The sequence below is a fragment of the Gordonia sp. 852002-51296_SCH5728562-b genome (genome assembly GCF_001665475.1).
In the GTDB taxonomy this organism is placed as follows: domain Bacteria; phylum Actinomycetota; class Actinomycetes; order Mycobacteriales; family Mycobacteriaceae; genus Gordonia; species Gordonia sputi.
The window spans coordinates 1-17,702 of record NZ_LZMI01000086.1; the positions used below are offsets into that span (position 1 = coordinate 1).

Below are 17,702 nucleotides of genomic sequence, written 5' to 3' on the forward strand. Positions count from 1 at the left end.
CTTCGTATGGACAAAAACCGCAGACGAAATCCTGAAGAAAGCTCAACCCAAAACGTATTAACGAAACGAGACACTAGCATTCGGCGGACTGCTGCTCTTCGGCGGCCGCATCGCCGACCTGTGGGGGCGTCGTCGAGCATTGATGGTCGGGTTGGTCGGCTTCGCACTCGCCTCCGCGCTCGGCGGAGCGGCACTGAACCAGGGCATGCTCTTCGGGGCCCGCGCGCTACAGGGTGCATTCGGTGCGCTCCTCGCGCCCGCGGCACTGTCGCTGCTGACCGTGATGTTCACAGCGCCCAAAGAGCGGGCAAAGGCGTTCGGCATCTTCGGTGCGATCGCCGGCGGTGGAGCTGCCGTCGGACTACTCCTCGGTGGCCTCTTGACCCAGGTCCTCGACTGGCGCTGGACCATGTACATCAACGTGGTGTTCGCGGCGATCGCGCTGTTCGGGGCGATCGTTGAAATCAAGGAGCCGCCGCGCGCTACCGACCACACTCCGGGTCTCGACATCCTCGGCGTGATTCTCGGCGGCAGCGGACTCGCGCTCGTCGTATACGGCTTCAGCCGCGCCGCGGAGGAGGGCTGGGGCGACACCGGCACAGTCATCTGCCTGATCGCGGCGGTGGCGTTGCTGGTGGCGTTCGTCGCGTGGCAGGCGCGCAGCCCACACCCGCTGCTACCGTTGCGCGTCGTCGCCAACCGTGCGCGCGGTGGGGCGTACCTCAGCGTCGCGCTCGCGGTGGTCGCGATGTTCGGGTCGTTCCTCTTCCTCACGCTGTATATGCAAGTGGTGCACCACTATTCGCCGCTGAGTGCGGGCGTGGCATTCCTCCCGATGGTCGGCGGCATGCTGGTCGGGTCGACACAGATCGCAGCCCGACTGATCACTCGGGTACCGCCGAGATACCTGCTCGTGCCGGGCGCACTGCTCGCCGCGTGCGGAATGCTGCTGCTCACGCAGATCTCGGCCGAGTCGACGCGGTACTGGACGGTGATCTTCCCGGCGCTGTTCCTGCTCGGCATGGGCATGGGCACGGTGTTCATGACGTCGATCAACCTGGCCACCTACGGCGTCGAACCTCGGGATGCCGGCGTGGCGTCGGCCATGGTCAACACCTCACAGCAGGTCGGCGGCGCCATCGGCACCGCGCTGCTGAACACGATCGCCGCGACGGCGGCGGCGTCGTACGTGACCAGCCACATGGCGTCGGTTCGCGGACCCGCCGAAGCGCAATCGCTGCAGGCGGAGGCGATGGTCCACGGTCAGAGCATCGGCTTCTTCGTCGCGGCGGCGATCCTGGTGGGCGTCGCACTGGTCGCCGGTCTGCTCATCGACGTCAAGCGGCCGATCGGTGAGGCACACGGCGCCGAGGCCGAGGCTGCGCTGGCCTAGTTATCCAGCAACTCGACGCTGGTCACGCGGTGCAAGGTGAAGTGCTGCTCGTCGTCGGAGCCCTCCTCTGTGCCGACGAGTTGTCCAGCACCGAGGAGCCGCGGGGTCACGACGTGCCTGCTGGCCGAGCCGTGGGCGTCGACGTAGCCGACGAGTAGACGTCGATTCGCGCGAAGCGCCAATTGGATGAGGGCAGTGGTGGATTCGCCACCGCCGACGGCGCGCACCGGTGCGGCGTCGGACTTGCCGGCGGTCGCCGGAGTGGCCCGCGTGGCCCTGTCGTGCGAGCGCATGCGGCTGACCACCGACTGCAACTGGTCGGCGGTCGGCGTCGAGCGGCGGGGTGTCGGTCGACGCCGTCCTCGTCCCGACGACACGCGACTGCCGCGCTCGCGCAGGTCGACGAGTGAGCCGGACGAATCCTCGCCCGCGGGAGCAAATCCCGCGTCGCGGAGTCGGTCGATCACCGTGCGGACCTCCGACGGCGAGATCGCCACCGTCGGCGCCAGTGCGCGCAGTGCGAGGTGTTCGGCTGCGTCGCTACGCAATACGGCTGCGAGCATCGTCGGGTCCTCGCATCTGATGAACGACGACGCGATGCCGACGCGGAGCTGCCCGTGCTTGCGTGCGACGTCTTCGATCAGATAGGTCAGCGACTGCGGAACCGGCGTCGACGAATGCGCGGTGAACATCGTGAGTAGTTCGCTGCTGGTCTTACCCGCGTCGAGAGCACGTCGGACGCTCGCCTCCGAGACGCGATACACCGATGCGGCGCCGCCGGATTCGAGATCGGCGACCAACTCGACCTGGTCGCTCAGCTCCGGGGTCATCGGGCCGGGAACCGTGAGCGTGAGGTCGGCCTGGGTGAGGAAGTGGTCGACGGGTTCGGGTAGCGCTTTGCGCATCGCGGCGAGTACCTGCGAGTCGACTGCCTCGGGATCGATGTCCGACAACGCGACTCGGCCAACCGACGTCAGCGACTGATGCGCCGTCACTCCGAGAGTCTGTGCCTCGGCGAGGGTTTCGCCGACGACGCGCGGGGAGAGTCGACGTATCCGATGCGGGTGTCGCCAGGCGAGTGAGGCGGTGACGGTGTCGACGGAAAACGGTGTGGCACCGTCGAGTTCGGTGAGCAGGTCGAGGATGAGATGACGCTGCACGGGAGCGGTGGCGTCGTAGAGCTCCGACGAGAGCGCTGGATACGCGTGGCCGTCGCGGTCGGGTTCGCCGACCTGCCACGCGCGTCGCGGCATCGACAGCCACGCGTCGAGCAGTGTGGCCCACTGCCTTTCGGGTGCCGAGTGCAGCCAGGTATCGGCCGACGACGTCGGTGCGAACGCCTGCTCACCCCGATCTCCCGCGGGTGGCGGATCGGGGAATCCGACGTCGATGAGGCATGCGTGCCCCAGGAGCTCGACGAGGAACGAGACGCGCTTCTGGTCGAGGCCGGTAACCTTTGCGAGCCTGCGCAATTCGCGAACACCGAGCGCGCCCGAGCGCAGCACCGCCGCCGGCGCACGCCCCAGCACGTCGATCAGCGACGTGGTGTGGCGGATGAGCTCGAGCGCCTCGCCACCGGCAGCGGCGTCGACGGCCTTGGCGCCGAACCGCAGTGAGGCGTGCTCGTCGGCGAGGTCGGGGGGCGCGAGAGTGTCTGTGCGCAGCGGGGGTTCGCCACGAATGAGCGCCGCGACCATCGGGGGTAGTTCGACGGTCTGGTCGTCGATGCGCGCGAGGAGGCCGAGCGCGATGAGCCTCGCGACAGGACTGTCCGGATCGGCACCGGGGCCCGCGTCCCGACTCCGTCCGAGCGCCGGACCACGCGACAGGGTTGTCAGCAGATCGCGCTGGCGATCGTCGACGCCGTCGATCAGTTTCTGCACCTCGTCGGTGGTCAGGTGCGCGAGCGGGCCGGTCAGATGCAGCGCTTTCCACGGCAGGGCTGAGGCGAGGTGCGCGCCCGCGGTGAGTGAATCGGCGTCACCCCAGAACACCGCGCGGCGTCGTAGATCGTCGATGCGTCGGGTGATCTGCGCCGCCTCGGCACGATCCGACAGCGCTTTCACCAGCGTGTCGGCGTCGACGGAGGCGGGGACGCGTGCGACGCCGGGCCCGGTGGAGAGCGCGATGAACTGCTCGATCACCGCCATAGTCAGCAGATCCAGTTCCTCACCGACGAGCGCGATCGACGCCGCGGCGAGCGCACGTTGGGCGAGCACCGAGGTTCCCTGCGGCGGGGGAGAGGCGAGGTCGGGACGAAGCGACAGCAGATCGCGCAGGTCGTCGTCTGTGCGCGCGGCCAGATCGTCGGCCAGGCCGATCCGCTGGTCGTCCGTGCTCATTCGATCAAGTCTAGTGGTCCGACGAAAACGGCAGGCGAGTCGTCGGACAGCGGGCGGCGTGGCACAATATGCGCGTGGCTGAGAAGGAAAAGAAGAATCACTACGTCGACAACGGCTGGCCTCGTCATGACGACGGCAGCATCCCCGACCACGCGGTCTCGGAGTTCGCGGCGGAGATCCCCGGAGCACTCTCGCCGTTCGGCGATGCCGAGTTCCCGCTGCCTGCCGACAAGGTCAACTACGTCCAACCGAAGACCGTCGTCAACCGCTGACGACGTGACGTCGACCTGATGCCTCCCCGGCACGCGAGCGGTCCAGACGAGTCGTCGAACCCTTCTCGTCTGTCGCACCTCGACTCGACGGGTGCTGCGCGGATGGTCGACGTCGGCGACAAGACCACGACGCGACGACGCGCTGTCGCCGCGGGCACTTTTCACACGACCACCGAGGTCATCGACCTCCTGCGCGAGTCCGCGCTGCCCAAGGGCGATGTCTTGGCCACCGCTCGTATCGCAGGGATCATGGCGGCCAAACGTACCGACGCGCTCATCCCGCTGTGTCATCAGTTGGCGCTGTCGGCGGTCGACGTCGACTTCACCGTCGCCGACGATCACATCGACATCGTGGCCACCGTCGAGACCGCCGGGAAGACCGGCGTCGAGATGGAAGCGCTCACGGCAGTCGCGATCGCAGGACTCACCCTGCACGACATGACCAAGGCCGTCGATCGACGCGCCAGCACCGGCGAGATCCGACTGCTCGAGAAATCGGGCGGAAGGTCGGGAACCTGGACGCGCGAAGATGCCTGACGAGAAGATACCTGACGAGAAACCCGTGGCCCGCGTCGTCGTGGCATCGACACGTGCGAGCCGCGGCCTCTATCTCGACAAGAGCGGCCCGATCATCGCGCAGTGGCTCACCTCACGCGGATTCGTCGTCGATGAGGTCGACGTCGTCGCCGACGGTGCGCCGGTCGGCGACGCGATTCGCGCCGGGATCTACGCATCCGACGCCCTCGTGATCACCACGGGCGGAACCGGCCTCAGCCCGACCGACCGCACCCCGGAGGAGACCCGAGCACTGCTCGACGTCGAGATCCCCGGACTCGCCGACGCGATTCGCACGTCGGGACTCCCGGCGGTGCCGACGGCGGTCCTCTCCCGCGGCGTCGCAGGTGTCGCGGGCCGCACGCTCGTCATCAACCTGCCCGGATCGACCGGTGGAGTCCGCGACGGCCTCGACGTACTCGACGGCGTCCTCGACCACGCGCTCGACCAGATCCGCGGCGGCGATCACCCGCGGAGCGACGCATGACCGTGCGTGTCGTCAAGGCCGATCTCGCCGCCGATCCCATCGACCTCCCGTCTCATGAACAACTCGTCGCCGACGCCGCTGCAGGCACCGCCGGCGCGATCGTCGGCTTCGCGGGCGCAGTGCGCAACCACGACGGAGATCACGCGTCTGCGGTCACCACGCTCTGGTACTCGTCGCATCCGAGCGCACCTGCGGTGCTCGCCGAGGTGGTCGACGAGGTGTCGGCGTCTGTTGCGGGAGTGCGCGCGGTGGCGGTGTCGCACCGCGTGGGCGAGCTCGACGTGGGCGACGTGGCTTTCGTCGTCGCCGTGGCCGCCGACCATCGGGCGCCTGCATTCGAACTGTGCGCACGGCTCGTCGACGAGGTGAAGGCCCGTCTGCCGGTGTGGAAGCACCAGTTGTTCGCCGACGGCTCAGACGAATGGGTCGGCTCGGCCTGAAACTCGGCCTAAACGACCAGAGAATTGGAAAAGGACCCCGCACGGCCGTTATGGCGTCGTGCGGGGCCCTTTGTCTCGGGGTCCGGCAGTCATCACTGCCGGGACGCGGGCGAGATCGCTCAGGGGAGCGGAATCAGGCCCTTGTTCTGGTTGTAGAGCTTCAGCTGATCCGGCGTGAGCTGGTAGCCACTGTCCTTGGCTGCCTTCCAGAGGTTCTTCACCTCGGGGCTGACCTTGGCGTCGTCGAGCGCGCCGTCGACTTGACTCTTGACGTCGTCGGTGCTCTTGGCCTCGGGGGTCTTCTCCAGCGGGGTCTGCGGCTGCGCCTCGGGCTTCAGCTCAGGCTTGGGGGCCTGCAGCGGCTTGGGCGAGTCGGTGGGAGCGGTCCGCGGGGTCGAGCCCGACAGTCCGGTGCCGCACACCGGCCATGCACCCTTGCCCTGCGTTGCCAGCACGCGCTCTGCAACGGCGATCTGCTGCTCCTTGGAGGCCTGGTCGGCGCTCGGTGCGTACGCGGTGCCACCGTTGGCAGCCCAGGTGCTCGGGCTGAACTGCAGTCCGCCCTGGTAGCCGTTTCCGGTGTTGATCGCCCAGTTGCCCCCGGACTCGCACTGTGCGACCTGGTCCCACTCGGAGTCGGCGGCTGCGTGTGCTGAACCGGTGCCGAGCAGAGCGGCTCCGCCGCCGAGCACTGCGCCGGTGAGCGCGACCTTCGCGAAGGTCTTGGTGGTCGTGTTGGTCGTCGACTTGCGATGACGTCCGGCCATGAGTTGTCTATCCTCTCTCCACGCGCCTACGAAGTCAGCTGTCGGGTTCGAACGAGAGGTTGCTCGGTCCGTGGTCGCCGTGGCGGCCGGTGGACTTAACCCCAAGGGCATCCGTGCGGATGTCCGTATCTCCATCGGAGATGTTGGGTCCCCCGTCCTCGTTCCTGAGTTTGTTGTTCGTCATTCGATCGGGGGAACGAGGCTTGGCGCGCCCGGTCGAATGTTGTGTTCTTTTGGCTGTCCTGTGATCTCCCCGGAGGAGACTGTTCGTACAGTACGACGTCTGCGCCGCCGAATCACCCTCGTCCGCAACTTGTTTTTTGGGCTGTGAGTGGGACTTTGGGCCCAAATTCCCCGTCACCCCTGCTCAACCCGAAGATGGTCGGTTCGTGTCCATCCCGTTATCGCTCTGTTATGTGACTAAGGTCACAGGGGTTCGGACGCGTCAGCCGCCGGCAAACGGGGGCAGAACGTCGATGGTCGCGCAGTCGCCGAGGGGTGCCGTGCGGTCGCACAGGGCGATCGCGTCCCGCAGATACGAGCACCGGGCGAGCACGGGCGTGAGCGCGGGGTGGCCGGCGCTCAGGGCGCGTTCGAGGTCGCCGAGCGTGGCGTCGGCAGGCACATCGATCTCGGTCAGGTCGACACCCGCGGCGGCACGCGCAGCCGCGAAGAACCGAACGGTCAGCGTCATCGGTTCGCTCACCCTCCGATGGCCGACATCGGGCGGTCGGGTTGACGAAACTCCGTGGTATTCACCGCATGTCCCGCGGCCTTGTGCCACATGTCACCTCGCCAGCGCCGCGCGATCTCGGCGTCGAGGGCGCTGGCGGTGAGTCCACCGCGCAGGGCGGGCATCAACGACGTCTCGGCGTCGGCGAACAAACAGTTGCGCAGTGCGCCGTCGGCGGTCAGTCGGGTGCGGTCGCAGTCACCGCAGAACGGCCGCGTCACCGACGCGATCACCCCGACGCGGGCAGTCTGTCCCGTCGGGTCGGTGTGCCCCCGCACGAGCCACGTGGCCGCCGGCGCCCCGCCGCGTGGGCGGGGGTCGGGGTCGAGATCGAAGGTTCGACGCAGCGTCGCGAGGATCTCGTCGGCCGTGAGCATCGCGCCGCGATCCCACCGGTGATCGGCGTCGAGCGGCATCTGTTCGATGATGCGGAGTTGGTAGCCCTCGTCGAGGCAGAAGCGCAACAGCGCAGGCAGGCCCGCGAGGTCGTCACGGCTGGGTACGACGGCGTTGACCTTGACCGGCTGGAGTCCGGCGTCGCGCGCGGCGGCGAGTCCGTCGAGCACGTCGGAGAGCCGGTCGCGGCGGGTGATCTGCGCGAAGCGGGCCGGGTCGATGGTGTCGAGAGAGACGTTGATGCGGTCCAGGCCCGCGTCGGCCAATGCTCTCGCACGGTGTCGCAGCCCGAGTCCGTTGGTGGTGAGCGCGAGTTCTGGCCCTTCCGGCAGGGTCGACGCCGCCGCGATGAGCTCCTCGAGGTCGCGGCGCAGCAGCGGTTCGCCGCCGGTGAAGCGGATGCGTCGGATGCCCAGATCGCGTACGGCGACAGTGAGCACCCGCACGAACTCGTCGGTGGTCAACAGATCCTCGGACGGCAACCAGTCCAGACCTTCGGCAGGCATGCAGTAGGTGCACCGGAGATTGCAGCGGTCGGTCACCGACACCCGCAGGTCCGTGGTGACGCGACCGAACGTGTCGATCAACGGCCCCGACGTCGGCGCATCGACGTCTCGTCTGGGGCGCGGGGCGGTCGGAAGTCCGAGGTCGGTGGTGCTCATGTCGGCCCTGACGTCGGGTGCAACCGCGGACGCGCTTCGAGGGCGCGGAACGTGCTGGCGTGGAAGACGAGCGGTTCGACGTCCGGGTCGCAGTCGAGTGCGTCTATCTGCAGCAACACGACGGTGTGGTCACCAGCGGGCACCTCACTGTGGATATGGCAGGACAATTGTGCGGCGGAGTCGGGGAGAAACAGCGCGCCGTCGTCGGTGGCCTGAGGTGTGGTGTTGTCGAATCGATGCTCGGCGGGACCGGCCAGCTGCCGACACAGCGCCGACTGCGTGTGCGAGAACACGCTCACGCCCAGCGCAGGCGCCTCGCGCAGCCGCGGCCACGTCGTCGAGGTGTTCTGAACGCAGACCGAGACCAGCGGCGGGTCGAGGGAGACCGTCGTGAACGCCGACGCCGCCATGCCGAGCGGGGCGTCGGCGGTGCCGCGGCAACACACCGCGACGACCCCGGTGGGGAAGCAACTGTATGCGCGTTTGAGTGCACCGGGCTCGGACACCGGCGACAGCGCACCGAACGAGCTGCGGCTCGCGTCGCCCTGAGTCGTCATTTCACGCGCCGCCCGGAGCGCAGCGCGTAGACGATGCCGAGAAGGAAACCGATCGGAGTGCACATCGCCAGCAGATAGACCCACGTGGGAGCGGTACCGCCGTCATCGACGGCGGGCATCACGAACAGCGCGATCAGCGCGATCAATCCGATGCCGAACACGAGCCCCGCGAGGGCGAGAAGAGCCGTGGACGATTTCTTCTGCATACCTCAACGGTAGAACACATTCGAGCGTCGCTGCTCCGGGCCGAATGTGAGGTGACTGTTCAGCAGGCCATTGGCTAGAATGTTGGTAACCAGGCGCCCTGCTCATTTGATTGTCGTGGGTTGGGCGTCTTTTGCTGTGAGAAGGCAACTGTTGTGAACGACAAGCCAGTTGCTGTGACAAGACTCGCCGCGGTAGATGACCGCGGTGGTGAGACCGAGCGAAGATGAGGGTGAGCACAGTGCCGACCGGCAAGGTGAAGTGGTACGACGCGGAGAAGGGCTTCGGCTTTCTTGCTCAGGAGAGCGGGGAGGACGTCTACGTCCGCTCGTCCGCGCTGCCCGAAGGCGTCGAGGCTCTCAAGCCGGGCCAGCGCGTCGAATTCGGCATGGCTGCTGGTCGTCGCGGACCGCAGGCGCTGACCGTGACCGTGCTCGAGCCCGCCCCGAGCGTCACGAAGAACACCCGTGAGGCCGCGCGCAAGGAGCAGCAGGCCAAGCGGCACAGCCCCGACGAGTTGCACGGCATGGTCGCCGATCTCATCACGTTGCTGGAGGGCAAGGTGCAGCCCGATCTGCGCAAGGGTCGTTACCCGGATCGTAAGACGGCGCAACGCATTTCCGAGGTCGTGCGCGCCGTAGCCCGCGAGCTCGACGCCTGACTCGCTATCCCGTTGCCGATGGTTCCTGGTCCCGCTCGCTTGGCGGGGTCGGGTTCTGCGGCGAGGGTTGCTTGACCCGGAATCCGTTCGGTGTGGTGTTCAGTGCGAGCACGCCGCGCGCAACCTGGTACTGGCCGTCGACGACGACCGCCGACAGCGGCTGCACCTCGATGTTGACCAGCACCCGGTCGGGTCGTGACGGCAGTTCGACGGTGAAGGTCGACCCGCTCGACTTGTACTCGGGCGTCGGGTCGGGGTTGATGATCACTCCGTTGCGGTCGGCGTAGAGCAGGTAGAGCAGCCACGGGTGGTCGGAGATGTCCTCCGACACCGACAGGGTCGCGCTCTGACCGATCGGCAGCGGCGCGCGCTGACCGCGCAGCGCCTGGTTCTGGTCGGCGGTGCAGTTCTGCATCAGTACGTCGCACCACTCCGTCGGCCGCACGGTGACCAGCTCGTCGTCGATCGCGACGTGCAGATAGCCGCGGTCATCGTGGTGATTGCTGATGACCAGAGCGCTCACGATGCCGCCGACCACACCTGTGAACACGACCGCCACGATCGCGATGATCGCGACCGCCTTCTTCTCACCGCTGTTGAATTGCACGGTTCAATGATGGCCTGTGTGATGACCGCTCGGGTGGACAGGTCCGTGTGGCGGTCTGCTCGGCTGTGGTCGGGTGGGCGCCTCGGACGGGCTCTGGTGGCCGTTTTCGGGCCTCTCACCTGCGCGGAAGGCCCGCTCGGTCGGGTGGGTGAACCGTGTGGTGTCGGCAGCTGCGAACGAGACGGTCGGTGCCGCCTGGTCTGGCCGGTGGCCTCCGAACCCGGGAACCAGCGTCGACCCGCGGGTGGTCATCACGGTCTGCGCCAGGCCGAGGCCGAGGAGCACGGCGACGACGGTGAACCCGATCCACAGCTTCGGCGGAAGCAGTACGCCCAGCGCGGCCCCGAGCACCCAGCACAGTTGTAGGACCGTCTCCGAACGGCCGAAGGCGGATGCCCGCGAACGTTCGGGAAGGTCGTCCTGGATCGACGAATCGAGGCACACCTTGCCGATCGCGCTGGTCCCGGATGCGACGAAGCCCGCGACCACCGCGAGCAATACGTTGCCGAAGATCGCGGCGAGCACTGCGACGATGAAGCAGGCGGCGGTCGCCCACACGATCACCTTCGGTGGATTCTTCAGTTCCAGCCGCGTCCCGACGCCGTTACCGATCGCGTTGCCGACTCCGGCAGCCGCGCCGACCGCGCCGAGCAGCGCGAGTTGCATCCACCCGCTGTGCGACCCCTGCGCTTTGGCGTAGAACGCGATGTAGAGCGTCATGAAGCCGGTGAGGATGCGGATCGTTCCGTTACCCCACAGCCCCGCGACGACGGTCCGGCCCAGCGGCTGGCGCATGGTCTTGGCGATCTCGCGCGCTCCGCGCCTGGCACGGGAAGTGCGTCCCGAACCCGACCCGGACTCCGGCTGATGCGGCTCGTGGTAGGTGAGGGTGGTGGGCACCTCACCCTCGGTGACCTCGACCCACGACGGAATGCGCAGGCACAGGTAGGCGCCGACCGCCGAGATGATCGCCAGCCACACCATCGCGCCGGGGATGTGGATGGGAAGCGCCTTGGCCAACACCACCTCGAACAGCGCGGCCACCGCGCCGCCGATGATCGTCCCGCCGATCAGCCCGAACGTCGTGAGCCGGGAGTTGACGCGCGGAAGGTCGATGCTCGGGGGCACGACACGCGGTGTCACCGCCGACTTCAGCACCCCGAACGATTTGGAGAGCACCAGCAGACCCAGCGCGCACGGGTAGAGCACCCACGGGTCGTACTGCAGTTGCTGCGTCGCGGGGTTCCAGGCGACGTTGCTGATGATGAGCAGCGCGAGCACGGTACGCAGGCCGAACGTCGTGGCCATCGCGATGCGTCGACCGTGTTGGAGACGGTCGAGCATGGGGCCGATCACCGGGGCGATCAGTGCGAAGGGGGCGATCGTCAGTGCCAGATACAGCGCGACGTTCGTCTTCGATTCGCCGGTCGCGGCCGCGAAGAACAGCGTGTTGGCCAGTGCGACGGCCATCGCGGCGTCGACCGCGAAGTTCGCGATGACCGGCAGGGTCAGCGCCGTCAGCCCCGACTTGTCGGCGCCGTCGGCCGTCGCGGCCTGATAGATCTTGTCGACGCCGCGCCCGGTCAGTTCGCGTCCGCGCATCGCGGCCACGCGCATGACCGTGATCTTTTTGGGGCCCTTCGCCGACGCCTTCCCGGCGTCGTCGGGCATCGCACGCGTGGCGCCGACGGTCGGCGATTCGTCGAGAGGAGGCAGGTGCGGATTGTGCGTACGTGGCGGCAGGTAGGCGTCGCCGACGGATGCGTGGGCACGACCGCGTTGCCGGCCGTCGCCCGCGGGATAGTTCGCGCTGCCCGGGTGGGCAGCTGGGCGTCGTCGGCTGTACTCGTCGATGCGCGAGGTCTCGCTCTCGGGTACTGGCGTCGTCGGGGGGTCGTCGTTCGATCGGCCCCCGTCGTCCCGCCTCCATCGGATCACCTGATCAATTGTTCCTCATCGGTGTGACTGTGTGGCGCAAGCGTCGGTCGTGTGGGGCGCCACAACGTCCGGAGGTGGGCGGGTGGCCTGCCGCGGCGTCGATATTGCACACTGGAACAGTGATCGCAGTGACCGGAAACCAGCTCCTGCTCGACGCCGTCGACTCGGCTCGCTCAGCGCTCGAAGCCGACGGGGAGCATCCGGGCGACCACCGCGCCGCCATTGCGGAGGGGGAGTGGGCCGTCGCCCACTACTTCGACTCCGACATTCCCGGCTACCAGGGGTGGCAGTGGTGTGTCGTGGTCGCAGGCTCGCCGAACAGCGACGAGGTGACGATCAGCGAGACCGCGCTCCTACCCGCCGACGGCGCGCTGCTCGCGCCGGACTGGCTGCCGTGGTCGCAGCGCGTCGAGTCGGGCGATCTGCATCCCGGCGATGTGCTCGCCGCCGAAGACGACGATCCGCGGCTGGTGCCCAACCAGATCGACACCGCCGACGAGTTCGTCGCGGATGACGACGACGTCGCGCAGGTGGCAGGCGAACTCGGACTCGGCCGACGCCGCGTGCTCAGCCGCGAGGGACGTGACGATGCCGCGCAACGTTGGTACGACGGCGACTTCGGTCCCGGTTCGGAAATGGCTCAGGCCGCACCGTTCTCGTGCGGGACCTGCGGCTTCTACATCCCCCTCTCCGGCGCGCTACGGGCCGCGTTCGGCGCGTGCGCCAACGAACTCGCCGCAGACGGCCGCGTGGTGTCGGCCGAGTACGGCTGCGGGGCGCACTCCGACGTCGAGCCGCATCGGGGCGAGGGATCGCCCGCGTACGAGGCATTCGACGACGGCGTGCTCGAGATCGTCTGAGAACGGCCGACCCTGACGACCGACCTGCGAGACACCGACGACCCGTTCGGGACGGACCGCCTGCGCGCAGCGACACTCGACGCCTGGCGCTCGTCTCCGACCCGGCTGATCGAGGACAGTAACGCCGAGGACGATCTGGTCACGGTCGGCTACCGCGACCGACTGTTCACAGAGCTCTCGGTCAACGCTGCGGATGCTGCAGCCGTTTCGAATTCTGCTGCACGCATTGCCGTCTGGCTCGACGGCCGCGAACTGCACGTCGCCAACACGGGTGCTCCGCTGAGTGCCGACGGCGTGCGTTCGCTTGTGGCGCTGCGGGCGTCGGCGAAATCCGACGACACCGCCGCAGGAGTCATCGGCCGCTACGGCGTCGGATTCACGGCGACCGCCACCATCGCCAACCATGTCGAGATCCGCTCGACGACGGGCTCCGTCCGCTTCGATCGCGCCGATACCGTTGCCGCGGTGCGGGATTCGGGTATCTCGCTGCGAGACGGCGCGTCGGTTCCGTTGCTGCGCCTGGCGTGGCCCGTCAGCACTGCTCCCGCTGCCGACTTCGACACCGACGTCGTGCTGGGGTTGACGGCGGACGTCGACGCCCAAGTGCTCCTTGCCGACATCGCGGCGCAGGCCCCCGATCTGCTGCTCTCCCTCGAAGCCGTCGAGTCGATCACGCTGCCGGACAGAAGCTTTCGGATCGAACGGACCGAGTTCGACGCTGCCGAGTCCGACGCTGCGCAGCTCGGTCCTGGCAGTAGTGCCCGGCGGTTGCGCGTGTTCGTCGACGTCGAAGGTGCCGAGCGGGTGTACGCCTCGTGGCTGGAGGTGACGCACACGCGCGACGGCGTTGTCAACCGTTGGCTCGCACCGCAGTCCGACGGTGCCGTGGCTGCTCGTCCGGTGCGAGAAGTGCTGTACGCGCCGACGGCCACCGACATCGAGCTAGGACTACCCGCCAGGATCATCACATCGCTGCCGCCGACGCCGGATCGACGTCGACTGCTTCCCGGCGTCGACATAGCTTCTGCCGCAGCCGGTTACGCGGATCTGCTCCGCGTTGCCGAACCATCCGATCGGCTCGCTCTGCTACCGGCGTCGCATCGGATCGCAGGACTCGACGACGCGCGGCTCACCGAGGCCGTCGTCGACGAGGTGCGCGATGCGTCATGGCTGCCCGCGGCCGACGGCCCCGACCTGGTGCCATCGCGTGCGGTGATGCTGCTCGGACTCACCGACGAATTGGCCGACGTACTCGGCGATCTCTTCGCCGACCTCGTGCACCCCGACCTCTCGACGTCCAGCTCGCTTGTCGTGCTCGAACGTCTAGGGGTCACACCGATAGGGCTTGCGACCCTTGCTGATCGGCTCGTCGGTGTCGACCGTCCAGCGGCCTGGTGGCAGCGGCTCTACGCCGCACTCGCGCCACTCGTGCCGACGTCGCGGGAGGTCGAGGAGCTGTCCGCGCTGCCGGTCCCGCGCGCGGACGGTCGCATGAACATCGGCGCGCGTGGGCTTTTCGTCGTCGCAACGTCGCGTCCACTGCGATGGATTCGCACCGTCGATCCCGACGCCGACCATCCGCTCCTCGAACGACTTGGCGTGCAACGTCTCTCGGTTTCGGAGGCGCTCGCCGACGATTCACTGCGCGCACTCGTCGAGGATGAGGATGCGGTCGACGACGAGGACTCGACACTTCTGGACGAGGTCGTCGAACTGCTCGTCGCGGATCCCGGTGCGGACGCACCGGAGTGGTTGTCGCGCATGGCGTTACCCGCCGACGGCGAGTGGCGCAACGCCGACGAACTACTACTGCCGGACGCTCCGCTGCTCTCCGTGCTCGTCGACGATCATCCGTTCGGCATCGTCGACGACGAGCTGGTGGCGCGTGTCGGAGCCGACGTGCTGCGCAGAATCGGCGTCGGGTGGGGTTTCACGACCGTCTCCGACGAGTTCCCGACCGCGCCGGATCACGACCTGCCCGATGAGGAACTCTGGTGGGACGGTCTCGCCGATCTTCCCGAAACCCTTACCGCGATGCGCGATCTCGACCTCGTCGACGATGACCGCTGGCCCGAGGCGCTGACCTTGCTCGCGCGTGACGAGTCGCTCGAGTCGGTGCTCGCCGACCGTCACGGGTACACGGCGTGGTGGTTGCGTCATCACGCCTACATCGACGGGCATCCGCTCGGCTGGTACCGCGCACCGTCGGAGTCGGCGCTGGCCGGAGTCCGCGACGTCCTCGACCATCCGTACGCCGACTCGCTTGCCGCGGCGCTCGGCGGCAGCGACGTCGAATCGGTCGCCGACGCCGACACTCTGCTGCACAACCTCGCCGATCCTGCGCGCGACGTGTCGGCCGGCGCGGCGTCGACGACGTACGCCGCGATGGTGCGTGCATGCCGACGCGGAACCGTCGAACCGATGGATCTCGCTGTGCCGGAACGTGTTCGAGCGGTGTCAGGCAGCGCAGTAACCGACGCGGTGGTGATCGATCGTCCGTGGTACCTGCAGGTCGTCGACGCCGACGCAATGGTCGTGTTCGCGGCCGACGCCGCCAGCCCGTCAGATGACGCCGCTCTGTTGGCTGACATTCTCGACGTTCCGACCTCGTCGGAGGCGTTCAACGCCGTCGTCGCGTCGCAGGGCGAGCCGTCGACCGCTGCGGGCACCGACGCAGTGCTCTTCACCGCGCTCACCGGGCGCGCAGTGGACGGCGAAGTCAGAGTCCACGACGACCTGGTCGTCACCGTGGCCCGCGACGGCGAGAGCGTCGACATGTCCGTCGACTGGTGGATCGACGACCGGGGCATCACGCATCTTCGACGCCGCGCGCGGCGCTAACCTCGGTCGACGTCGATCCCGCGCGTGAGGATCGACGCGAGCTGCCGATAGGCCTGCGCGTCGTCGAGGCCGGTGTGTGCTTCGACGTCGCGCCGTTGGATGCGACTCATCATCGTCGCGGCGAGGTCGCCCGCGAAAGCGGCGTCCACGTCACGGAATTCGCCCGCGGCGACCCCAGCAGCGATGAGTCCGCGCACGCGGGCGGCGGCAGCGGCGGTGTTCTGTTCGTAGAGTTCGCGCGTCGGCGCGAAGGCGTGCAGGTCGGCCATGAACTGCGCGGATGCGGGCGAGAGAGCATCGCCCACCGCGATCAGGTACTCGACGACGGCGTCGCGCGACGTCGCGGCGTCGGCTACTCGCGACTCGACCTGGTCGGTCGCCGTGCGGAAGAAGTGGGTGACCGTCTTGGTCACGAGCTGCTCCTTGCTGCCTGCCAGTGTGTAGAGCGTCGAGCGTGAACAGTGCAGGCGCGCAGCGAGGTCGGCGATCTGGAGGTGCGCAAAGCCGTCGTCGAGCATCAGCGCGAGGAGGCCATCGAACAACTCAGTTCGACGCCGCGTCGCGAGCTCGGCTCGGGTCATCGGTCATCTCCTGGGCGGTGGTGGGGGCATTGCATTCTCGCTCGGATAGTACTAGGAAGAGTACCTGAGTACTGTATTGAGTCGAGCATTAGTAGCTGTTCAGATCACGCACCATCGGAGGATTCATGCCCGTCGACCGTCTCCTGCCCACCGACGAGGCTCGTGATCTGATCGCGCTGACCAGGGACTTCGCCGACAAGAAGTTCCTCCCCATCGTCGACGAGTATGAAAAGGCCGAGCGGTATCCCGACGGCCTCTTCGCCGAGATGGGCGAGGCAGGACTGCTCGGGCTGCCCTACCCGGAGGAGTGGGGAGGCGGCGGCCAGCCCTACGAGGTGTACCTGCAGGTGCTCGAAGAACTCGGCACGCGCTGGGCATCGGTTGCCGTCGCGACCAGCGTGCACGGCCTCGCCTGCCATCCCCTGTTCACCTTCGGCACCGACGAGCAGAAGCAGCAGTGGCTCCCGGATCTGTTGGAGGGCAAGCTGATCGGCGCGTACAGCCTGTCCGAGCCGCAAGCGGGATCCGACGCCGCTGCACTCAACTGCAAAGCCGCGCCCGCCGAGGGCGGATACTCCGTCACCGGCGCCAAGGCGTGGATCACCCACGGCGGCATCGCCGATGTCTACAACCTGTTCGCGCGGACAGGCGAAGGCTCCAAGGGCATCTCGTGCTTCCTCGTTCCCCGCGACACCGCAGGCCTCTCGTTCGGCAAACCCGAAGAGAAGATGGGCCTTGCGGCGGTCCCCACCACCTCGGCACACTATGACGACGCCTTCATCGAGGAGGGACGTCGACTCGGCGCCGAGGGCCAGGGACTCCAGATCGCTTTCTCCGCACTGGATTCCGGCCGACTCGGCATCGCGGCCGTCGCCACCGGCCTCGCACAGGCCGCGCTCGACGCCGCCGTCGACTACGCACACGAACGAACCACGTTCGGCCGCAAGATCATCGACCACCAAGGCCTCGGCTTCCTGCTCGCCGACATGGCCGCCGCCGTCGACTCCGCCCGGGCAACCTACCTCGACGCCGCACGACGTCGCGATGCGGGACAACAATATTCGCGCGCCGCTGCCACCGCCAAGCTGATCGCCACCGACGCCGCGATGAAGGTCACCACCGACGCCGTCCAGGTGCTCGGCGGCTACGGCTACACCCGCGACTTCCGCGTCGAGCGGTTCATGCGCGAAGCCAAGATCACCCAGATCTTCGAGGGCACCAACCAGATCCAGCGCCTCGTCATCAGCCGCGCCCTCGCCACCAGCGCTGGTTGAGCTCCGGCCCGCTTCTAAATGTGTGTCGTGGGGGGGGGGGGGGGGGGGGGGGGGGGGGGGGTGGGGGCGGCAGGCACCCGGCACCCGGACGGCGGCGGGTGCGGGGGGGCGGGGGGGGGGGGGGGGGTTGGT

At 67.9% G+C, this 17,702-nt stretch carries 17 protein-coding genes, 1 pseudogene and 1 riboswitch; of the genes and pseudogenes, 9 read left to right on the forward strand and 9 right to left on the reverse strand.

What is annotated here, in order from left to right; genetic code table 11:
* Window positions 1-73: 73 nt before the first annotated feature.
* Window positions 74-1,393: pseudogene (locus A5766_RS15840) on the forward strand (MFS transporter); the annotation flags it as partial.
* Here the strand turns inward: A5766_RS15840 and A5766_RS15845 are convergent.
* Window positions 1,390-3,735 carry a helicase-associated domain-containing protein gene (locus A5766_RS15845; protein ID WP_064905362.1) on the reverse strand — a complete coding sequence of 782 codons (2,346 nt, stop codon included), beginning with the start codon at window positions 3,733-3,735 and terminating at the stop codon, window positions 1,390-1,392. The pseudogene A5766_RS15840 and the gene A5766_RS15845 sit on opposite strands and share 4 nt — an antisense overlap.
* Before the next feature lie 68 nt (window positions 3,736-3,803).
* On the opposite strand from A5766_RS15845, the gene A5766_RS15850 reads away from it, so the two are divergent.
* The 4 genes from A5766_RS15850 to A5766_RS15865 are packed head-to-tail and all read left to right on the forward strand — an operon-like array spanning window position 3,804 to window position 5,489.
* Entirely contained in the window at window positions 3,804-4,007 is a 204-nt protein-coding gene (locus tag A5766_RS15850; protein WP_064905364.1) for a hypothetical protein, read from the forward strand.
* 18 nt (window positions 4,008-4,025) lie between these two features.
* Window positions 4,026-4,544, forward strand: a complete 519-nt coding sequence (moaC, locus tag A5766_RS15855) for a cyclic pyranopterin monophosphate synthase MoaC (RefSeq protein WP_064863185.1) — start codon at window positions 4,026-4,028, stop codon at window positions 4,542-4,544.
* The gene (locus A5766_RS15860; protein ID WP_197501489.1) at window positions 4,537-5,049 is read left to right on the forward strand and encodes a MogA/MoaB family molybdenum cofactor biosynthesis protein; all 513 of its coding nucleotides are present in this window, start codon (window positions 4,537-4,539) and stop codon (window positions 5,047-5,049) included. Before moaC ends, A5766_RS15860 begins: the two co-directional genes overlap by 8 nt.
* Complete coding sequence (locus A5766_RS15865; RefSeq protein ID WP_064905366.1) at window positions 5,046-5,489, forward strand: molybdenum cofactor biosynthesis protein MoaE; 444 nt, start codon at window positions 5,046-5,048, stop codon at window positions 5,487-5,489. The genes A5766_RS15860 and A5766_RS15865 overlap by 4 nt, the downstream gene beginning before the upstream one ends.
* Before the next feature lie 119 nt (window positions 5,490-5,608).
* On the opposite strand, the gene A5766_RS15870 is transcribed toward A5766_RS15865, so the two are convergent.
* The 5 genes from A5766_RS15870 to A5766_RS15890 form a co-directional block, all read right to left on the reverse strand.
* On the reverse strand, window positions 5,609-6,256 hold the full coding sequence (locus A5766_RS15870; protein WP_064861409.1) for a transglycosylase family protein: 648 nt from the start codon (window positions 6,254-6,256) through the stop codon (window positions 5,609-5,611).
* Between the two features lie 7 nt (window positions 6,257-6,263).
* Window positions 6,264-6,442, reverse strand: a riboswitch (cyclic di-AMP (ydaO/yuaA leader).
* A 259-nt stretch (window positions 6,443-6,701) separates the two neighbouring features.
* Window positions 6,702-6,950, reverse strand: a complete 249-nt coding sequence (locus A5766_RS15875) for a MoaD/ThiS family protein (protein WP_064861413.1) — start codon at window positions 6,948-6,950, stop codon at window positions 6,702-6,704.
* Window positions 6,951-6,958: 8 nt separating this feature from the next.
* Complete coding sequence (gene moaA, locus A5766_RS15880) at window positions 6,959-8,047, reverse strand: GTP 3',8-cyclase MoaA (protein ID WP_064861408.1); 1,089 nt, start codon at window positions 8,045-8,047, stop codon at window positions 6,959-6,961.
* Entirely contained in the window at window positions 8,044-8,604 is a 561-nt protein-coding gene (locus A5766_RS15885) for a flavin reductase family protein (protein WP_064861407.1), read from the reverse strand. The genes moaA and A5766_RS15885 overlap by 4 nt, the downstream gene beginning before the upstream one ends.
* Complete coding sequence (locus tag A5766_RS15890) at window positions 8,601-8,810, reverse strand: hypothetical protein (RefSeq protein WP_064861406.1); 210 nt, start codon at window positions 8,808-8,810, stop codon at window positions 8,601-8,603. The genes A5766_RS15885 and A5766_RS15890 overlap by 4 nt, the downstream gene beginning before the upstream one ends.
* A 239-nt stretch (window positions 8,811-9,049) precedes the next feature.
* On the opposite strand from A5766_RS15890, the gene A5766_RS25330 reads away from it, so the two are divergent.
* A complete protein-coding gene (locus A5766_RS25330; protein ID WP_064861405.1) occupies window positions 9,050-9,469 on the forward strand; it encodes a cold-shock protein in 420 nt (139 codons plus the stop codon).
* A gap of 4 nt (window positions 9,470-9,473) precedes the next feature.
* Here A5766_RS25330 and A5766_RS15900 read toward each other — a convergent pair whose 3' ends face one another.
* Window positions 9,474-10,076 carry a DUF2771 family protein gene (locus tag A5766_RS15900; protein ID WP_064861404.1) on the reverse strand — a complete coding sequence of 201 codons (603 nt, stop codon included), beginning with the start codon at window positions 10,074-10,076 and terminating at the stop codon, window positions 9,474-9,476.
* A gap of 3 nt (window positions 10,077-10,079) precedes the next feature.
* Entirely contained in the window at window positions 10,080-12,014 is a 1,935-nt protein-coding gene (locus A5766_RS15905) for an MFS transporter (RefSeq protein ID WP_411349630.1), read from the reverse strand.
* Between the two features lie 119 nt (window positions 12,015-12,133).
* On the opposite strand from A5766_RS15905, the gene A5766_RS15910 reads away from it, so the two are divergent.
* Complete coding sequence (locus A5766_RS15910; RefSeq protein WP_064905368.1) at window positions 12,134-12,874, forward strand: DUF3027 domain-containing protein; 741 nt, start codon at window positions 12,134-12,136, stop codon at window positions 12,872-12,874.
* Window positions 12,875-12,898: 24 nt separating this feature from the next.
* The gene (locus A5766_RS15915) at window positions 12,899-15,715 is read left to right on the forward strand and encodes a sacsin N-terminal ATP-binding-like domain-containing protein (protein ID WP_064905370.1); all 2,817 of its coding nucleotides are present in this window, start codon (window positions 12,899-12,901) and stop codon (window positions 15,713-15,715) included.
* Here A5766_RS15915 and A5766_RS15920 read toward each other — a convergent pair.
* Window positions 15,712-16,296 (reverse strand): TetR/AcrR family transcriptional regulator, encoded by a 585-nt coding sequence (locus tag A5766_RS15920; protein WP_005206653.1) that lies wholly within the window; start codon window positions 16,294-16,296, stop codon window positions 15,712-15,714. The two genes, A5766_RS15915 and A5766_RS15920, sit on opposite strands and share 4 nt — an antisense overlap.
* A 125-nt stretch (window positions 16,297-16,421) precedes the next feature.
* Between A5766_RS15920 and A5766_RS15925 the strand changes: the two genes are divergently transcribed.
* Window positions 16,422-17,570, forward strand: coding sequence for an acyl-CoA dehydrogenase family protein (locus A5766_RS15925; RefSeq protein WP_005206652.1), 1,149 nt, complete (start codon window positions 16,422-16,424; stop codon window positions 17,568-17,570).
* Window positions 17,571-17,702: the final 132 nt, after the last annotated feature.